The sequence below is a fragment of the Streptomyces sp. IBSBF 2435 genome, assembly GCF_036815005.1.
Classification (GTDB): Bacteria; Actinomycetota; Actinomycetes; order Streptomycetales; family Streptomycetaceae; genus Actinacidiphila.
The window spans coordinates 1-14,895 of record NZ_JAJSYW010000180.1 but is presented as its reverse complement, the minus strand read 5'-3'; the positions used below and the strand labels follow the sequence as shown (position 1 = coordinate 14,895).

The window sequence follows — 14,895 nt, the reverse complement described above, 5'->3', positions numbered from 1 at the left end:
CCCCCGCCCCCCCCCCCCCCCCCCCCCCCCCCCGCCCCCCCCCCCCCCCCCCCCCTCCCGCCGCCCGAGGCGCTCAGTGAATGATGCCCGTGCGCAGCGCGACCGCCACCATCCCGGCCCGGTCCCCCGTGCCGAGTTTGCGGGCGATCCTGGCCAGATGACTCTTCACGGTCAGCGCCGACAAACCCATCGATACGCCGATCGCCTTGTTGGACTGGCCTTCCGCGACCAGCCGCAGTACCTCGACCTCGCGCCCCGACAGCTCGCGGTAGCCGCTGCCGGGATGGCCCGAGGAGCCCGGCGGGCGGCGCTGCATACGGGCGGCGGTGGCACCCAGCGGGGCGAGGCCCGGGCGGCCGGCCATCGACCCGGGGCTGTTGCGGGTGCCGGTGACGACATAGCCCTTGACGCCGCCGGCCAGCGCGTTGCGCACCGCGCCGATGTCGTCGGCGGCGGACAGCGCCAGGCCGTTGGGCCAGCCCGCCGCGCGGGTCTCGGCGAGCAGGGTCAGCCCCGAACCGTCGGGGAGATGGACGTCGGCGACGCAGATGTCGCGGGGATTACCGACCCGGGGCCGTGCCTCGGCGATCGACGAGGCCTCGATGACATCGCGTACCCCGAGTGCCCACAGGTGTCGGGTGACAGTGGAGCGGACGCGGGGGTCGGCTACGACAACCATGGCCGTCGGCTTGCTGGGACGGTAGGCGACCAGGCTCGTGGGCTGCTCGAGAAGAACGGACACCGGGCCTCCTGTGCAAAGGGGACTGAAACGGTCACAGTCTCCTTCGGCAGCAATCGCTCCGGGCTTTAGGGAAAGATCACGTTTTATTGAGCATGAATCCTGGCAAATCGGACGGCCGATCGAACGCCAGAGCACCCGGGGCACAGGTGTGCCCCGGACGCCGGTGAGCGGCGCCCGGGGCAGGGACGGGTGCGGGCACGGATACGGAGAAGGAGTACGGACGCGCGCGGCCCGCGCGTCAGGTGCGCCGCTTCGGCAGCGGCACCACGCCGGCCGTACCCCGTACCGGCGCGTCGGGACCCTCGGCGGGCGGCAGGCCCGCGCAGGTGCACAGCAGGTCGCACCAGGCCGCCAGATGCGCCGACCCGTCGATCACCCCGCCGGCGCGCTCGCGCGGCGACCACGAGGCGCGCAGCTCGATCCTGGTCTCGTCGGGACGGTCCGCGAGCCCGCCGAAGAAGTGCGAGGACGCACGCGAGACCGTACCGCTCGGCTCGTCGTGGTCGGCGCCGCGGGCGGCGAGCGCCCCGGTCAGCCAGGACCAGCTCACCTCGGGCAGCAGCGGATCGCCGGCCATCTCCGGCTCCAGGTCCGCCCGGGCCAGCGTCACCAGCCGGAAAGTGCCGCGCCAGGCGTCGTGCCCGGCCGGCTCATGCAGCAGCACCACCCGCCCGTCGGCCAGCTCCTCGCCGTCGGCCACCACCGTGGCCTCCAGCGCGTACGCGTACGAGGCCAGCCGGCGTGGCGCCGTCACTTCCTCGATCCGCACCTCGGACCGCACTCGCGCCGCTCGCAGCGCGTCCACCGCATGCCGAAAAGGAAAAGGGATCCCGTCGTCCTCGCCGAGCTGCCCATGCACCGCTGCCATGCCCGGAAGACTAGGCCGCCGACGCCCCTCGCGTGTGCAACAACACCCGAGGCCCCGGAACTGGTGCCCACCGCCGCCGTGGGAGGATGCCGGATGTGAGTACGCCCCAGCAGACCGCTGCTTCCCCTTTCATCCGTGCCTGCCGGAACGAACCGGTGCCGCACACCCCCGTATGGTTCATGCGGCAGGCGGGGCGGTCGCTGCCCGAGTACCTGAAACTGCGCGAGGGCGTCCCGATGCTGGAGTCGTGCACGCGGCCCGAGATGGTCGCCGAGATCACCCTCCAGCCGGTCAGGCGGCACGGGGTGGACGCGGCGGTCTACTACAGCGACATCGTGGTGCCGCTCAAGGCGGTCGGCCTCGACCTGGACATCAAGCCGGGCGTCGGCCCGGTGGTCGCCGACCCGATCCGCACCCGGCAGGACCTGGCCCGGCTGCGCGACCTGGAGCCCACCGACATCGGCTATGTGACCGAGGCCGTCGGCCTGCTCACCGCCGAACTCGGCGAGACCCCGCTGATCGGCTTCGCCGGCGCCCCCTTCACCCTGGCCAGCTACCTCGTGGAGGGCGGGCCGTCCCGGAACCTCGAGCGCACCAAGGCCATGATGTACGGCGACCCCGAGCTGTGGCGCGACCTGCTCGACCGGCTCGCCGGCATCACCGCCGCCTTCCTGAAAGTGCAGATCGAGGCCGGCGCCAGCGCGGTCCAGGTCTTCGACTCCTGGGTCGGCGCGCTGTCGCCCGCCGACTACCGGCGCCATGTGATGCCCTCCTCGGTGAAGGTCTTCGAGGCCGTCGCCGGCTACGGGGTGCCCCGCATCCACTTCGGCGTCGGTACCGGCGAACTGCTCGGCCTCATGGGCGAGGCGGGCGCCGACGTCGTGGGCGTCGACTGGCGGGTGCCGTTGGACGAGGCCGCCCGCCGGGTCGGCCACGGCAAGGCGCTGCAGGGCAACCTCGACCCGGCGGTGCTCTTCGCCCCGACCGCGGCCGTCGAGGCGAAGACCCGCGAGGTCCTGGACGCCGCGGCCGCGGCCGGCACCGGCCACATCTTCAACCTCGGCCACGGCGTCCTGCCCAGTACCGACCCGGACGCCCTCAGCCGCCTCGTGGACTTCGTCCACCGCAGCACCGCGGCGGCCTGAGCGCCCGTCCCGGGCGGTGCCCGGCCCCCGGTCAGCCGACCGGCGGGCCGTGCTCCTCCCGCGGCTCCGCCTCCTCCCCGGCCTGCCGGCCGGCGGCCCGCTCCCGTAGATACTCCGGCAGCCCGCCGGCCGTCCGCGACCGGTCCGGCGCGGTCGGCTCGGCCCGGGGCCACCACCGGCGCACCTGCCGGTACGCCGCCCAGGCCAGCGCCCCGAGGGCGAGGAAGGGCAGCAGCGCGGACAGCACGACGAGCACCGTCCGCACCGTCACCGAGAAGGCGTGCCAGCCGCCGCGCAGCGCGTGGCCGACCGTCGTCCAGAAACCGTCCTTCTCCGGCTTCGGGGCCACGTGCGGCGCGGCCTTGACCGGCGGCTCGCTCAGCCGCAGCGTCACCGTGGCCAGGTCCGCCTGTGCCCGCAAGGACGCCTGCTGGGCCTCCAGCGCCTCCAACGCGGCCTCGCGGGTGCTCAGTTCGCTCTCCAGCGAGACCACGTCACTGAGCCCTGACGCCTGGTCCATCAGCTTCCGCACCCGGTCGACGCTGGCCTGCTGCGACCTCACCCGGCTCTGCACGTCCACCACCTGGCCGGTGACGTCCTGCACGCTCACCTTGCGCCCCAGCAGCTTGCCGAGCCCGCTGAGGTCGTCGAGCAGCTTGTCGTAAGCCGCCGGCGGCACCCGCAGCTCGATGGCGGAGGTGGTGTGGCCGGCCGTGTCCACCGCCGTGTTCTCGTCGCCGGCCCAGCCGCCCGCGCCGTCGGCCAGCGCCCTGGCCTGCTCCAACGCGTCCGCGACATGCGGGGTGCGGATGCTCAGGTCGGCGGTGCGCACCAGATACGTCGGGGCCAGCGCCGGGGCCTTCTTCGCGCCCGCGGAGGGCGCGGCGGCGGCCGGGGCGCTGCTTCCGGTGCCCCCGCTTCCCCCGGCGCTCTCCGTCGCGGCCCCGCTGTCCGAGCCGCCGCCGCTGCTGCCGTTGCCGCTGTCGGCGTCCGACGCGCCTTCCTGGGCGCCCTTCGCCGCCGCTGCCGGCGCCGCCGCCTTGTCGGCCGTGCTGCTGTCGGACGACGCGCCGCATCCGGCGACGCCGAGCACGGCGGCCAGCAGCAGGCTCGCGAACACGGCGGCACGCGGCCGGCGACGGGCCCGCGGCGCGTGCTGTCTCGTACTGAGTCTCATCTCAATTCCCCCCAAGGACAGGGCCGTTGCGCGATAGCACCGGTTTGACGGGCGCCGCCGCGGTCCCGTTGCCGTTCCGCGGTACCGAAGACGTCACGGTCGGAACTCGATCCGGAGTCTGAGACAGTGGAGGCATGAGCCACACGCACAGCGGCAGCGGTCCGGCAGCACCCCACGACCGGGCGGCGGGACCCGCCGGGGGACATGCGGTGGTCGTCGGCGGCGGCATCTCGGGACTCGCCGCCGCCCACCGGCTGGCCGGCGCCGGCGCCCGGGTGACCCTGCTCGAAGCCTCGCCCCGGCTCGGCGGCAAGCTGCACGCGGACGAGATCGCCGGGGTGCCGGTCGACCTCGGCGCCGAATCGATCCTCGCCCGCCGCCCCGAAGCGGTGGACCTCGCCCGCGAGGTCGGCCTCGGCGACGACCTGGAGCCGCCCGCCGTGCTCGGCGCCACCCTGTGGACCCGCGGCCGGCTGCGCCCCATGCCCAAGGGCCACGTGATGGGCGTCCCCGGCGACCTCGGCCCGCTCGCCGCCTCCGGCGTGCTCTCCGCCGCGGGCCTGGCCCGGCTGCCGCTCGACCACGTCCTGCCGCGTACCCGGATCGACGGCGACGTGGGCGTCGGCGCCTTCGTCGCCGCCCGGCTCGGCCGCGAGGTCGTCGACCGGCTGGTCGAACCGCTGCTCGGCGGGGTCTACGCGGGCAACGCGTACGAGATCTCGCTGCGTGCCGCCGTACCCCAGCTCTATGCCGCGGCCCGCGGCGGGCGTTCGCTGATCGAGGCCGCCCGCGGCGTCCAGCGCCGCGCCGCCGCCTCGGCCGGCAGCGGGCCGGTCTTCAACGGCATCCGCGGCGGGGTCGGCCGGCTGCCGCTCGCGGTCGCCGACGCCTGCCGGGCCGCCGGCGTCGTCGTCGAGACCGGCGCCCGGGTGCGCGAGCTGCACAGGACCGGGCCGCACGGCTGGCGGATCCGCCTGGGCGACCGCACCCTCGACGCCGACGCCGTGGTCCTCGCCGTCCCCGCGCCCGCCGCCGCCCACCTGCTCGGCGCCGAGTCGCCGGCCGCCGCGGCCGAACTGGACAGCGTCGAGTACGCGGGCATGGCGCTGGTCACCATGGCCTACCGCCGCAGCGACCTGCACCGGCTGCCCGAATCCAGCGGCTTCCTCGTCCCTCCGGTGGACGGCCGGACGATCAAGGCCTCGACCTTCTCCAGCCGCAAGTGGGGCTGGCTGGACGCGGCGGGCGGCGACACGGCGGTGCTTCGCACCTCGGTCGGCCGCCACGGCGACGAGGCGGACCTGGCCTGGGACGACACCGACCTGGTGCGGCTGTCCCGGGAGGACCTGGCCGAGGCGGTCGGCCTGCGGGCCGCACCGGTCGCCGCCCGGGTCACCCGCTGGGACGCCGGGCTGCCGCAGTATCCGGTCGGCCACCTGGACCGCGTCGCCCGTATACGCGAACAGGTCGGCAAGCTGCCCGGCCTGGCGGTCTGCGGCGCCGTCTACGACGGGGTGGGCATTCCGGCCTGCGTCGGCAGCGGGCACCGGGCGGCGTCCGAGGTGCTGGGCACCCTGGTGCCGGGCGGTGCGGGCGGCGCGGGAGAATAGCCGCATGACCGACTCGACTGACGCCCACGCCCTCGACTCCGCCGCCGCGGAAGCCACCGCGCACGCCAAGGCCGCCAACGCGGGCAAGAAGGCCAAGGACCTCAACGAGGTCATCCGCTACACGCTCTGGTCGGTCTTCCGGCTGCGCGCCCCGCTGCCCGAGGACCGCGCCGGCTACGCGGACGAGGTCGAGGAGCTGTTCGCCGGGCTCGCCGCCAAGGACGTCACGATCCGCGGCACCTACGACGTCTCCGGGCTGCGCGCCGACGCCGACCTGATGATCTGGTGGCACGCCGAGACGGCGGAAGCGCTCCAGGAGGCGTACAACCTCTTCCGCCGCACCCGACTGGGCCGCGCTCTTGAGCCGGTCTGGTCGAACATGGCGCTGCACCGCCCGGCCGAGTTCAACAAGTCGCACATCCCGGCCTTCCTGGCCGACGAGACGCCCCGCGACTACGTCAGCGTCTACCCCTTCGTGCGCTCGTACGACTGGTACCTGCTGCCCGACGAGGACCGCCGCCGGATGCTCGCCGACCACGGGAAGCTGGCCCGCGGCTACCCCGACGTCCGCGCCAACACCGTCGCCTCCTTCTCGCTCGGCGACTACGAGTGGATCCTCGCCTTCGAGGCCGACGAGCTGTACCGTATCGTCGACCTCATGCGGCTGCTGCGGGCCTCCGAGGCGCGGATGCACGTCCGCGAGGAAGTGCCGTTCTACACCGGCCGTCGCCGCGCCGTCGCCGACCTGGTCGCCGGGCTGGCCTGAGCCGCGCCGCCGCCCCGGGGCTCACGCCTCGGCTTGCGCCGCGTCATAGGCCTCGCGGGCGTCGAGCACCTCCTCGATGTGCCGCTCCGACCATGCCTTGACGGCGGCCAGCACCACCAGCAGGTCACGGCCGATGCCGGTCAGTTCGTAGTCCACCCTGACCGGCACGGCCGCGGTGACCGTACGCGTCACCAGTCCGTCGCGCTCCAGCGCGCGCAGGGTCTGGGTGAGCATCTTCTGGCTCACCCCGGCGATCACCCGGGCCAGCTCGGCGTAACGCAGCGGGCCGTCCGCCAGGGCCGTGACGACGAGCGTCGCCCACTTGCCGCTGATCCGGTCGAGCAACTGCCGCGACGGGCACACCGCCATGAAGGCGTCGTAGGCGGTTCTGGCTTCCGCGCGGCGCTGGGCCGCGGTCCGGGTGGGCATGACGACTCCCGCGTGGGTTACGCACTTCCAGGTGCCTGCTTACCGGAAGAGAGTAGCCCCACCTAGGTTCTGAGGTACGCGCAGCGCTCCTGCGCGGCAACCGTCAGTGAACCCGGGAGACCAGGAGAACAGCCATGCGTGCAGTCGTCGTACGGGACTTCGGCGGTCCCGACGCGCTGGAAACCGTCGAGCACCCGCTGCCCGAGCCCGGCGCGGGGCAGGTCCGGATCGCGGTGCAGGCCGCCGCCGTGAACCCGGTGGACCTCGCGGTACGCGCCGGGGCCATGCTCGCGATCGGCTTCGCGGAGCCGCAGCCGCAGTTCGGGCTCGGCTGGGACGTCGCCGGCACCGTCGACGCCGTCGGGGCGGGCGCCGGCTTCGCCGTCGGCGACGCCGTGATCGGGCTCGTCGACCGGCTCGACCTGCCCACCGGGGCGTACGCGGAGTACGTCGTACTCGACGCGGCGGCGGTGGGACGCGCCCCGCGGAACGCGTCCCCCGCCGAGGCGGCCACCCTGCCGCTGTGCGGCCTCACCGCCGCGCAGGGGCTCGACCTGCTCGGCCTCGCTCCCGGGGACACCCTGCTGGTCACCGGCGCGGCCGGCGGCGTCGGCGGCTTCGCGGTCGAACTCGCCGCGGCGCGCGGCCTGCGGGTCGTCGCCGTCGCCGCACCCGCCGACGAGAAGCTGGTCCGCGGCTTCGGGGCGGAGCACTTCGTGCCGCGCGGCGGGCGGGTCGCCGACGCGGTCCGCGCGGTCGTGCCTGGCGGCGTCGACGGGGTCCTCGACGCCGCCCGCCTCAAGACGGCCGCGCTCGAAGCGCTGCGCACGGGGGGCGGCTTCGTCGCCGTCGGCCTCGGCGAGGACCCCGTTCCGCGGCGGGGGACGCGGGTCGCGAACGTCTGGGTCCACGCGGACGGGGCGGGGCTCTCCGAGCTGGCGGGACTCGCCGACGCGGGCCGGCTTACGCTGCGCGTCGCCGGTACGTATGCGCTGGCGCGGGCTTCGGCGGCTCATTCCCGGGCGGCGGAAGCGGGTCTCCGGGGCCGCCTCGTCCTCCTCCCGTAGCCCCGCCCGGCCGGGACGCGCTCCCGGGTGCCCCGTCGGGCCGCGCAGTTCCCCGCGTGCCCCTGGGCGGGGTGCCCTTTGCGGTGGCTTTCGCGTGCTGCGCCGCGGTGGCTTGTCGCGCAGTTCCCCGCGCCCCTGGGTGGGTGCCGCTTCCTGTTGGCTTCCCACCTGCGGTGCGCTGTGGCGGGCCGCGCAGTTCCCCGCGCCCCTCGGGGCGTCCTCGGCCGCAGAGGGCAGGCCCTCAGGGGCGCGGGGAACTGCGCGCTCAGCCACGGTGGTCGGAAAGTCAGCGATGCCACCGCAAGGGGCAGTCACCTGGGGGCGCGGGGAACTGCGCGACAAGCCACGACGAACCGTCGTGTGGCGACGGACCGCACCACCCCCCAGGGACGGGGAGCTGCGCGGCCAACCCCCGCGGCACGGCGGGGACATGCGCACCGCAAGGGGCAGTCGCTCAGGCCCAGCGGCAGCGCTACGCGCGGAGGGCGGGGTGGTCCGCGATGATCGTGGGGGAGCCCGGGGGGATCTCCGTGAAGCCGGCATCGCGGACCACGGGCAGGCCCGTCGTGGTGGAGAGCCGGGCCCACGCCCGGGAGGACGGCTCGCGGACCGCGAGGGGGAAGCCCGCCGCCCGCCACGCCGCGCGCTCGTCCGCGTCCAGCTCCCACCACACGAGCTGCGCCCCGTGCCCGGTCTGGGCCATCGCCTTGCCCGCGGACATCGAGAGGTCCGGGTTGGTCCAGAGCACCGGCTCCGCCGGATCCGGCGGCAACGGCCTCTCGGGATCGTCGAGTTCGGTCCCCGACACCTGGAGCTTGGCCAGATCCTTGGGCCAGCCGTCCAGCGGCACCGGCGGGAAGACCCGGACCTCGGCGCTCTGCCCGGTGACGGTGATGCCGGGCAGCGTCTCCGCCCGCCGCCACTCCCCGCCCCGCGCGCGCCGTACGACCTTCCTGATCCTGGCGTCCTGCCAGTCCCGTACCGCCTGCGCCCACTCGCCGTCCTCGTCGGTGGCGCGCTCGTCGGACAGCAGGGTCAGTACGGCACGGGCCGAGGTCTCCAGCGCGTCGGTGCGCGGCGGCGGGGCGTCCCGCTCGATGCGCACCACGAGCGGCAGGACGAACTGCGGGGCCGCGTCCCGCTCGGCGGCACTGTGCTGGAAGGGGCTGGTCACGGCCCAAGTCTGCCACCGCCGCTTGGCCCGCGCGGCAGGGTGGTCCAGGATGAGGGCCGTGCGCGATACGGGACTGCGACTCGACGGTGTCGGACGGCGTTACGGGCTGCGCGGGCCGTGGGTGCTGCGGGGCGTCACGCTGGAGGTGCCGGCCGGGGCGCTGGTCCGGGTCGAGGGCGTGAACGGTAGCGGCAAGTCGACGCTGCTGCGGATCCTGGCGGGTGCGGACGCGCCCGACGCCGGCCGGGTGAGCGGCCGGCCCGCCGCGTCCACCGCGTATGTGCCGGAGCGCTTCCCGGCCGCGCTGCCCTTCCCCGTACTGCGGTACCTGACCCACCTCGGGGCGATCCGCGGCCTGCCCGCGGCCACCGCGCGGGCGCGGGCCGCGTACTGGCTCGACCGCTTCGGCATCGGCGCGTACGCCCGTACGCCGCTGGACGAGTTGTCGAAAGGCACCTGCCAGAAGGCCGCGGTGGTGCAGGCGCTGATCGCCGACCCGGAACTCCTTGTCCTCGACGAGGCCTGGACCGGCCTCGACACCGCCGCCCGCGACACGCTCGACGCGGCCGTCCGCGCCCGGGTGGCAGCCGGCGGCACCGTCGTCTTCGTCGACCACGACCCGCGCCGGCTGGCCGGCGAAGCCACCGTGACGGTGACCGTCCCGGCCGGTTCCGAACCGGTGACCGCGGTACGTACGACCGCCGCGCCGCCGCCCAGCGAGGGCGTCGTCATCGAGGCGGAGGGCGCGGGCGGGATACCCGAACAGGCGCGGCCCTTCGCCGAACCGGCCGGCGCGGGCGTACGGCTGCTGGTCCCCGCGGACGCGTCCGACGCCGTGCTGCGGGCGCTGCTGCACGCGGAGCCGCCGTGGCACGTCACCGGCGTGCGCACGCAGGCGCCGGCCGCCGGCGCCCCCGTCCGGCAGGACGCCCCAGCGGTCGTCCCGGGGCCGCGCAGGACCGCCGCGCTCCTGCGCTACCAGGCGGACCTGCTGGCCCGCTCGCACCGCTGGCTGCCGCCGCTCCTCTTCTACGGTGCCGTCATGGCGATCGGCGTCACCGGCGGCCAGCCGCTGCTGGGCTCGCTCGGTTACGCCGCCGCGCTGCTGCTGCCGGTCGCCGCGTGGATGGTGCGGGTCTGCGTCGGCAACGAGCCGTCGGCCGCGCGGGCGTGCGTGGCCTCCGCGGTGGGCGCCGGGCGCGCGCACGCCGCCGCGCTGCTGGCCGGGCTGCTCGCGTCGTCGCTGCTCGGGGCGGCCGGCACGGGGGTCGTCGCGGTGATCGGCAGTGCGCATTCCGACGACATGAGCGCGGGGGTGCCGAGGGGGGCGGCGATCGTTGCGGGGCTGGCCGCCGCCGCGGTCTCCGTGCTGCTCGGCGCGGCGGTCGGGGCGGTCACGAATCCGCCGCTGCTGCGGAGTGGGGGGTGGTCGTTCCTGGTCACCGCGGTCCTGGCGGGGGCCGTGCTGATCGTCTCGGGCTCGCCCGCGCAGGCGGCGGTGACCGGCCTGGTCACCGGCTCGCGGACCGGCTCGGTCCACTACCCCCTGCTGGGGCTCGCCGTCTCGGCGCTGCTTGCGGCCGTCGCCGCGCTCCTCTCGACCCGTGCGGCTTCCCACATGGCGTGAGGCTGTGCCTCTTCGCCGCGTGCGGGGTGTCTCTTGCGGTGGCCTTTCGCGTGCTGCGCCGCGGTGGCTTGTCGCGCAGTTCCCCGCGCCCCCAGGTGGGTGCCGCTTCCTGTTGCCTTCACACCTGCGGTGCGCTTCGGCTGGCCGCGCAGGTCCCCGCGCCCCTACGGGGCTCGTCCCCGGCCTTTTCCAGGGGCGCGGGGAACCGCGCACTCAGCCACGACGGTGGGAAAGGCAGCGACGCCACCGCGAGTGGCACTCATCCGGGGGCGCGGGGACCTGCGCGACCAGCTACGACGGCGCAGCCGACAAGCACGTCGCCGCAAGCAGCAGTCACCCCAGGGCGCAAGCGCCGCGTCATCGTGGGGGAGGAGGCCGTCGAGGAAGACGGTGATGACCGTCGAGCGCGCGACGGAGCCGGGCGGGGTGGTCTCGACCGCTCGGGCCACGCCGATGAGCAGCGCCCGCAGTTCGGGGAAGCCCACTGCACGGGACCGACGACCCCGAGGTCGTCATCGCCGAGTACGACTACCGCGGCCGGTCGCTCACCACGGGGCTCGCCTTCACCGTGCGCAGCATCCAGGTACTGCGGGTCCGCGACGGCCTCATCGTGGCCACCCGCGACTTCCACGACCACGTCGCCCTCGCCGTGGCCACCGGCCAGCTCCCGGCGCTCGCCGGCGCGGTCGGCCCGGACTTCACCCTTGACCGGGCACCGGCGGCCGGCTGACGGTACGAAAAGGCCCCCGTACGGCCGTACGGGGGCCTGCCCGGCCGCTACTCCTTCGGGCTGAGCCGCAGTGAGATCGAGTTGATGCAGTAGCGCTGGTCGGTCGGGGTGCCGTAGCCCTCGCCCTCGAAGACATGGCCGAGGTGGGAGCCGCAGCGCGCGCAGCGCACCTCCACCCGCGCCATGCCCATCGTGCGGTCCTCGATCAGCTCGACCGCGTCGCTGTCGGCCGGGTCGTAGAACGACGGCCAGCCGCAGTGCGACTCGAACTTGGTGTCGGAGCGGAAGAGCTCGGCGCCGCACGCCCGGCACCCGTACACGCCCTCGGTCTTGACGTCGGTGTACTCACCGACGAACGGACGCTCGGTGCCGGCCTCGCGCAGGACCGCGTACTCCTGCGGCGACAGCTCCTCGCGCCACTGCTCGTCGGTCTTGTCCACTTCGTACGACATGGAGCTCCTCTCAGCTGCCGAGACGGGCGAGAATCCGTGGTCCGAGGTCGGTCACGTCGCCAGCCCCCATGGTGAGAACGAGATCACCGGGCTTCGCCATTCCTGCCACCACCCCGGCCACCGCGTCCCGGTCGGACTCGGCGGTCACGTCGGCGCCCGCCGCCTTCGCCGCGTCGATGATGACCGCGCTGGTCACCCCCGGGATCGGGTCCTCGCGGGCCGGATAGATGTCCAGCACCACCGACGCGTCGGCGAGCGCCAGGGCGCGGCCCATTTCCACGCCCAGCTCCCGGGTGCGGCTGAACAGGTGCGGCTGGAAGACCACCAGCACCCGGCCGCCCTCCGCGGCGCCGCGGATCGCCTCCAGGTCGGCGGCCATCTCGGTCGGGTGGTGCGCGTAGGAGTCGATCACCTGCACGCCGGCCGCCTCGCCCTTGAGCTGGAGCCGCCGCTTGACGCCGGTGTACTTCGCCAGCGCCGAGGCCAGATTCCGGGCCGGGGCGCCGATCGCGATGCCCGCGGCCAGCGCGGCGACCGCGTTGAGCGCGTAGTGCCGGCCGGGCACCGACACGGTGAAAGTCAGCATCCTGCCGTCGAGCAGCACGGTGACCTCGCTGGCCAGGCCGCGCGGATTGATCTTCACCACCCGGACGTCGGCGTCCTGCGACTCGCCCACCGTCACGATCCGCAGCCCGCCGATGTCCCGTACCCGGGAGGTCAGCTCCACCGCGCCCGCCTGGTCGGCCGAGATCACCAGGGTGCCGCCGGGCCGCACCTTGCCGACGAAGGTCTCGAAGGACTCGTAGATCTCTTCCAGCGAGGCGTAGTTGGCGTGGTGGTCCAGCTCCACGTTCAGCACGATCGCCACCTCGGGCGCGTACGTGTGGAAGCTGCGGTCGCTCTCGTCGGCCTCGGCGACGAAGACCTCGCCGCCGCCGTGGAGGGCGTTGGACCCGGGCGCGTCCAGGTCGCCGCCGATCGCGTACGACGGGTCGAGGCCGAGCGCGGTCAGCGCGACCGCCAGCATCGAGGTGGTGGTCGTCTTGCCGTGCGTGCCCGCCACCGCGATCGGCCGGGTGCCCTCCATCAGCGCGGCCAGCGCGTCACTGCGGTGCACCACCGGCACCCCGCGCTCGCGGGCCGCGGCCAGCTCCGGGTTCTCCGGGCGGATCGCGCTGGAGACGACCACGGCGGTGGCGTCCTGCGCCAGATGCGCGGCGTCGTGCCCGATGTGCACGGTCGCGCCCAGCGCGCGCAGCGCCGCGGCCGTCTCCGACTCACGTGAGTCACTGCCCGCCACCCGCGCCCCGCGCTGCGCGAGGATCTTCGCGATCCCCGACATCCCGGCGCCGCCGATACCGATGAAGTGCGGTCGGTCCATGGTGGGCGGAACGGACGGGCTCATACGCGGATCTCCCAAGGGTGGGCCGTTTGACGGGTCAGCCGAATTCTCGCACTGCCCGCGGGCACCCGGAGTCATCGCCGCCTCGACCGCCGGGCGTCCGCTCCCGCCCGGCTACTCCGCGTCGTCCTGCTGCGCGAACAGCTTGAGCACCGGCACCCCCACCTTGTGCCGGGCCCGGGAGGTCCAGTCGCGGTGGAAGAACTCCTCCACGAAATGCGGCGCCGTCAGCACGATGACCTCGTCTGCGCCGGCCCGCTCCACCACCGTCCGCAGCGCGTCCAGCGGGTGCCGCTGGACGATCTCGCCGACCGCCTCGGCGCCGGCCCGGTGCAGCGATTCGACGGAGTGCGCGAGCGCGAGTTCGGCCGGCTTGAAGGCGTCGCTGCCCTCCGGTACCTCGTTCTCGCGGGCCGCGTTCTCCAGATGGCCGAGCGCCACGTCGTCCACCGCCCGCAGCAGCCGGTCCTGGTCGCCGCGGGGCTGCATCAGCACCACGAAGGAGACCTGCTCCTCGCCGTGCAGGGTCGTGACCAGCTCCACGTCCGCCGGAGCGAGCGGCTTCTCGATCATGAGTACGGTCGTGAACACGGACGCGTCCTTCTTTCTCACGGGCCACTCGGCCGCTACGGAATCCATCCTGCCCCCGATCTTCACAGGGCACCGCTGTAAGTCTTCCCGAGCGGAGCCAAGCGGAACGGGCGAATCCGGTTTTTTGCGGCTCATCCTTGCCCCGGAAGGGGCTGATCTTCGTGTGCCCCCCGTGTCCGCGGCTACGCGCGGACACGGGGGCCGGGCCCGAGCGCGGCCGTTTGCACCTGCGCGCGCCATCCGCGGCTACGCGCGGACGTAGCGGGTGAACAGGTAGCCGTCCTCCTCCAGGACGGACAGCGGTACGAAGCGGGTCGGGCCTTCGGGCACGGCCGGGCCGTTCGCGATGCGCGGGGCGTCCCCGCCGAGCAGCAGCGGCGCCACCGTCAGGCACAGTTCGTCCACCACGCCGGCCGCCGCGAAGCCCGCGAGGAGGCGGGGGCCGCCCTCGTGCAGCAGGCGGGTGTGGCCCAGCGCGGCCAATTCCGCGACCGCGCGGGCCGGGTCCACGGCGGTGGCGTCGGCCGGGGCGCCGATGCCTGTGCCTGCGCCTTCGCCTGCTGGGGCCACGATGACGTGGGCGCCGGCCGCCCTTGCCGCGGCAAGGCGCTGCTCGGGCGCCGCGGCACCGGTCAGCACGATGGTCGGCGTGAGCGGCTTCCGGAAGAGCGGCGCGTCGAAGTCCAGGTCGAGCCGGCGGCTCACCACCGCGATCGCCGCGGCCGGCGGCCGGCCTTCCCCGGCGCGCTGTTCGGCGAAGTCCTTACGGGCCTTGGCCGGGCGGTAGCCCTCCTGGCGGACCGTCTCCGCGCCGACCACGATCACGTCCGCGAGGGCGCGCAGCGTGCCGAAGATGCGCATGTCGGCGAGGGAGGAGAGGGGGGCGGACTTGCCGTCGGCGTGGGCGGCGCCGTCGAGCGACGCGACCATGTTCGCCCGTAGGTACGGGCGGTCCTTCTCGCGGGGGGCCGGATACGCGTAGGCGGCGGCCAGGCCGAGGGGGGTGGCGAGGTCGGCGTCGTCCGCCGTCCTGGCGGAAGGGTGCAGGCGGCGCATGATGTGCAGTCTTCCACGGAGGTCCTGCCGGGGCGCGCGGGGGCGGCCGGGGGGGGGGG

Annotated in this window: 15 protein-coding genes; 6 read left to right on the top strand and 9 right to left on the bottom strand. The window is 74.7% G+C overall.

The features are described 5' to 3' along the window. Positions 1–73: 73 nt before the first annotated feature. Positions 74–742 (bottom strand): response regulator transcription factor, encoded by a 669-nt coding sequence (locus V7E46_RS27160; RefSeq protein ID WP_333770873.1) that lies wholly within the window; start codon positions 740–742, stop codon positions 74–76. Positions 743–980: 238 nt separating this feature from the next. Continuing rightward, positions 981–1,610, bottom strand: a complete 630-nt coding sequence (locus V7E46_RS27155) for a DUF3000 domain-containing protein (protein WP_329173781.1) — start codon at positions 1,608–1,610, stop codon at positions 981–983. 86 nt (positions 1,611–1,696) lie between these two features. On the opposite strand from V7E46_RS27155, the gene hemE reads away from it, so the two are divergent. Beyond that, positions 1,697–2,755 (top strand): uroporphyrinogen decarboxylase, encoded by a 1,059-nt coding sequence (gene hemE, locus V7E46_RS27150; protein WP_443054360.1) that lies wholly within the window; start codon positions 1,697–1,699, stop codon positions 2,753–2,755. A gap of 31 nt (positions 2,756–2,786) precedes the next feature. On the opposite strand, the gene V7E46_RS27145 is transcribed toward hemE, so the two are convergent. Further along, entirely contained in the window at positions 2,787–3,875 is a 1,089-nt protein-coding gene (locus V7E46_RS27145; protein WP_333770871.1) for a DUF4349 domain-containing protein, read from the bottom strand. 191 nt (positions 3,876–4,066) lie between these two features. Between V7E46_RS27145 and hemG the strand changes: the two genes are divergently transcribed. Together hemG and hemQ are read left to right on the top strand one after the other, a co-directional pair. Then, entirely contained in the window at positions 4,067–5,542 is a 1,476-nt protein-coding gene (gene hemG / locus V7E46_RS27140; protein ID WP_333770870.1) for a protoporphyrinogen oxidase, read from the top strand. A gap of 4 nt (positions 5,543–5,546) precedes the next feature. Then, a complete protein-coding gene (gene hemQ, locus V7E46_RS27135; protein WP_333770869.1) occupies positions 5,547–6,308 on the top strand; it encodes a hydrogen peroxide-dependent heme synthase in 762 nt (253 codons plus the stop codon). Between the two features lie 21 nt (positions 6,309–6,329). Here the strand turns inward: hemQ and V7E46_RS27130 are convergent, their stop codons facing one another. Further along, a complete protein-coding gene (locus V7E46_RS27130; protein WP_333770868.1) occupies positions 6,330–6,737 on the bottom strand; it encodes a winged helix-turn-helix transcriptional regulator in 408 nt (135 codons plus the stop codon). Between the two features lie 134 nt (positions 6,738–6,871). On the opposite strand from V7E46_RS27130, the gene V7E46_RS27125 reads away from it, so the two are divergent. Further along, complete coding sequence (locus V7E46_RS27125; protein ID WP_333770867.1) at positions 6,872–7,804, top strand: NADP-dependent oxidoreductase; 933 nt, start codon at positions 6,872–6,874, stop codon at positions 7,802–7,804. A 472-nt stretch (positions 7,805–8,276) separates the two neighbouring features. Here V7E46_RS27125 and V7E46_RS27120 read toward each other — a convergent pair whose 3' ends face one another. Further along, complete coding sequence (locus V7E46_RS27120; RefSeq protein WP_333770866.1) at positions 8,277–8,978, bottom strand: aminoacyl-tRNA hydrolase; 702 nt, start codon at positions 8,976–8,978, stop codon at positions 8,277–8,279. Positions 8,979–9,036: 58 nt separating this feature from the next. Here V7E46_RS27120 and V7E46_RS27115 point away from each other — a divergent pair, with 58 nt between their 5' ends. Together V7E46_RS27115 and V7E46_RS27110 are read left to right on the top strand one after the other, a co-directional pair. Further along, positions 9,037–10,605, top strand: a complete 1,569-nt coding sequence (locus V7E46_RS27115; RefSeq protein WP_333770865.1) for an ATP-binding cassette domain-containing protein — start codon at positions 9,037–9,039, stop codon at positions 10,603–10,605. 568 nt (positions 10,606–11,173) lie between these two features. After that, positions 11,174–11,335: a hypothetical protein gene (locus V7E46_RS27110; RefSeq protein WP_333770864.1), complete on the top strand. Its 162-nt coding sequence runs from the start codon at positions 11,174–11,176 to the stop codon at positions 11,333–11,335. Positions 11,336–11,382: 47 nt separating this feature from the next. On the opposite strand, the gene msrB is transcribed toward V7E46_RS27110, so the two are convergent. The 4 genes from msrB to V7E46_RS27090 form a co-directional block, all read right to left on the bottom strand. After that, the gene (gene msrB, locus V7E46_RS27105) at positions 11,383–11,787 is read right to left on the bottom strand and encodes a peptide-methionine (R)-S-oxide reductase MsrB (RefSeq protein ID WP_333770863.1); all 405 of its coding nucleotides are present in this window, start codon (positions 11,785–11,787) and stop codon (positions 11,383–11,385) included. A gap of 10 nt (positions 11,788–11,797) precedes the next feature. Beyond that, positions 11,798–13,192 (bottom strand): UDP-N-acetylmuramate--L-alanine ligase, encoded by a 1,395-nt coding sequence (gene murC, locus V7E46_RS27100; protein ID WP_329173763.1) that lies wholly within the window; start codon positions 13,190–13,192, stop codon positions 11,798–11,800. A 111-nt stretch (positions 13,193–13,303) separates the two neighbouring features. Next, a complete protein-coding gene (locus tag V7E46_RS27095) occupies positions 13,304–13,780 on the bottom strand; it encodes an indole-3-glycerol phosphate synthase (RefSeq protein WP_333770862.1) in 477 nt (158 codons plus the stop codon). A gap of 246 nt (positions 13,781–14,026) precedes the next feature. Continuing rightward, on the bottom strand, positions 14,027–14,836 hold the full coding sequence (locus tag V7E46_RS27090; protein ID WP_333770861.1) for a pyrimidine reductase family protein: 810 nt from the start codon (positions 14,834–14,836) through the stop codon (positions 14,027–14,029). Positions 14,837–14,895 lie beyond the last annotated feature (59 nt).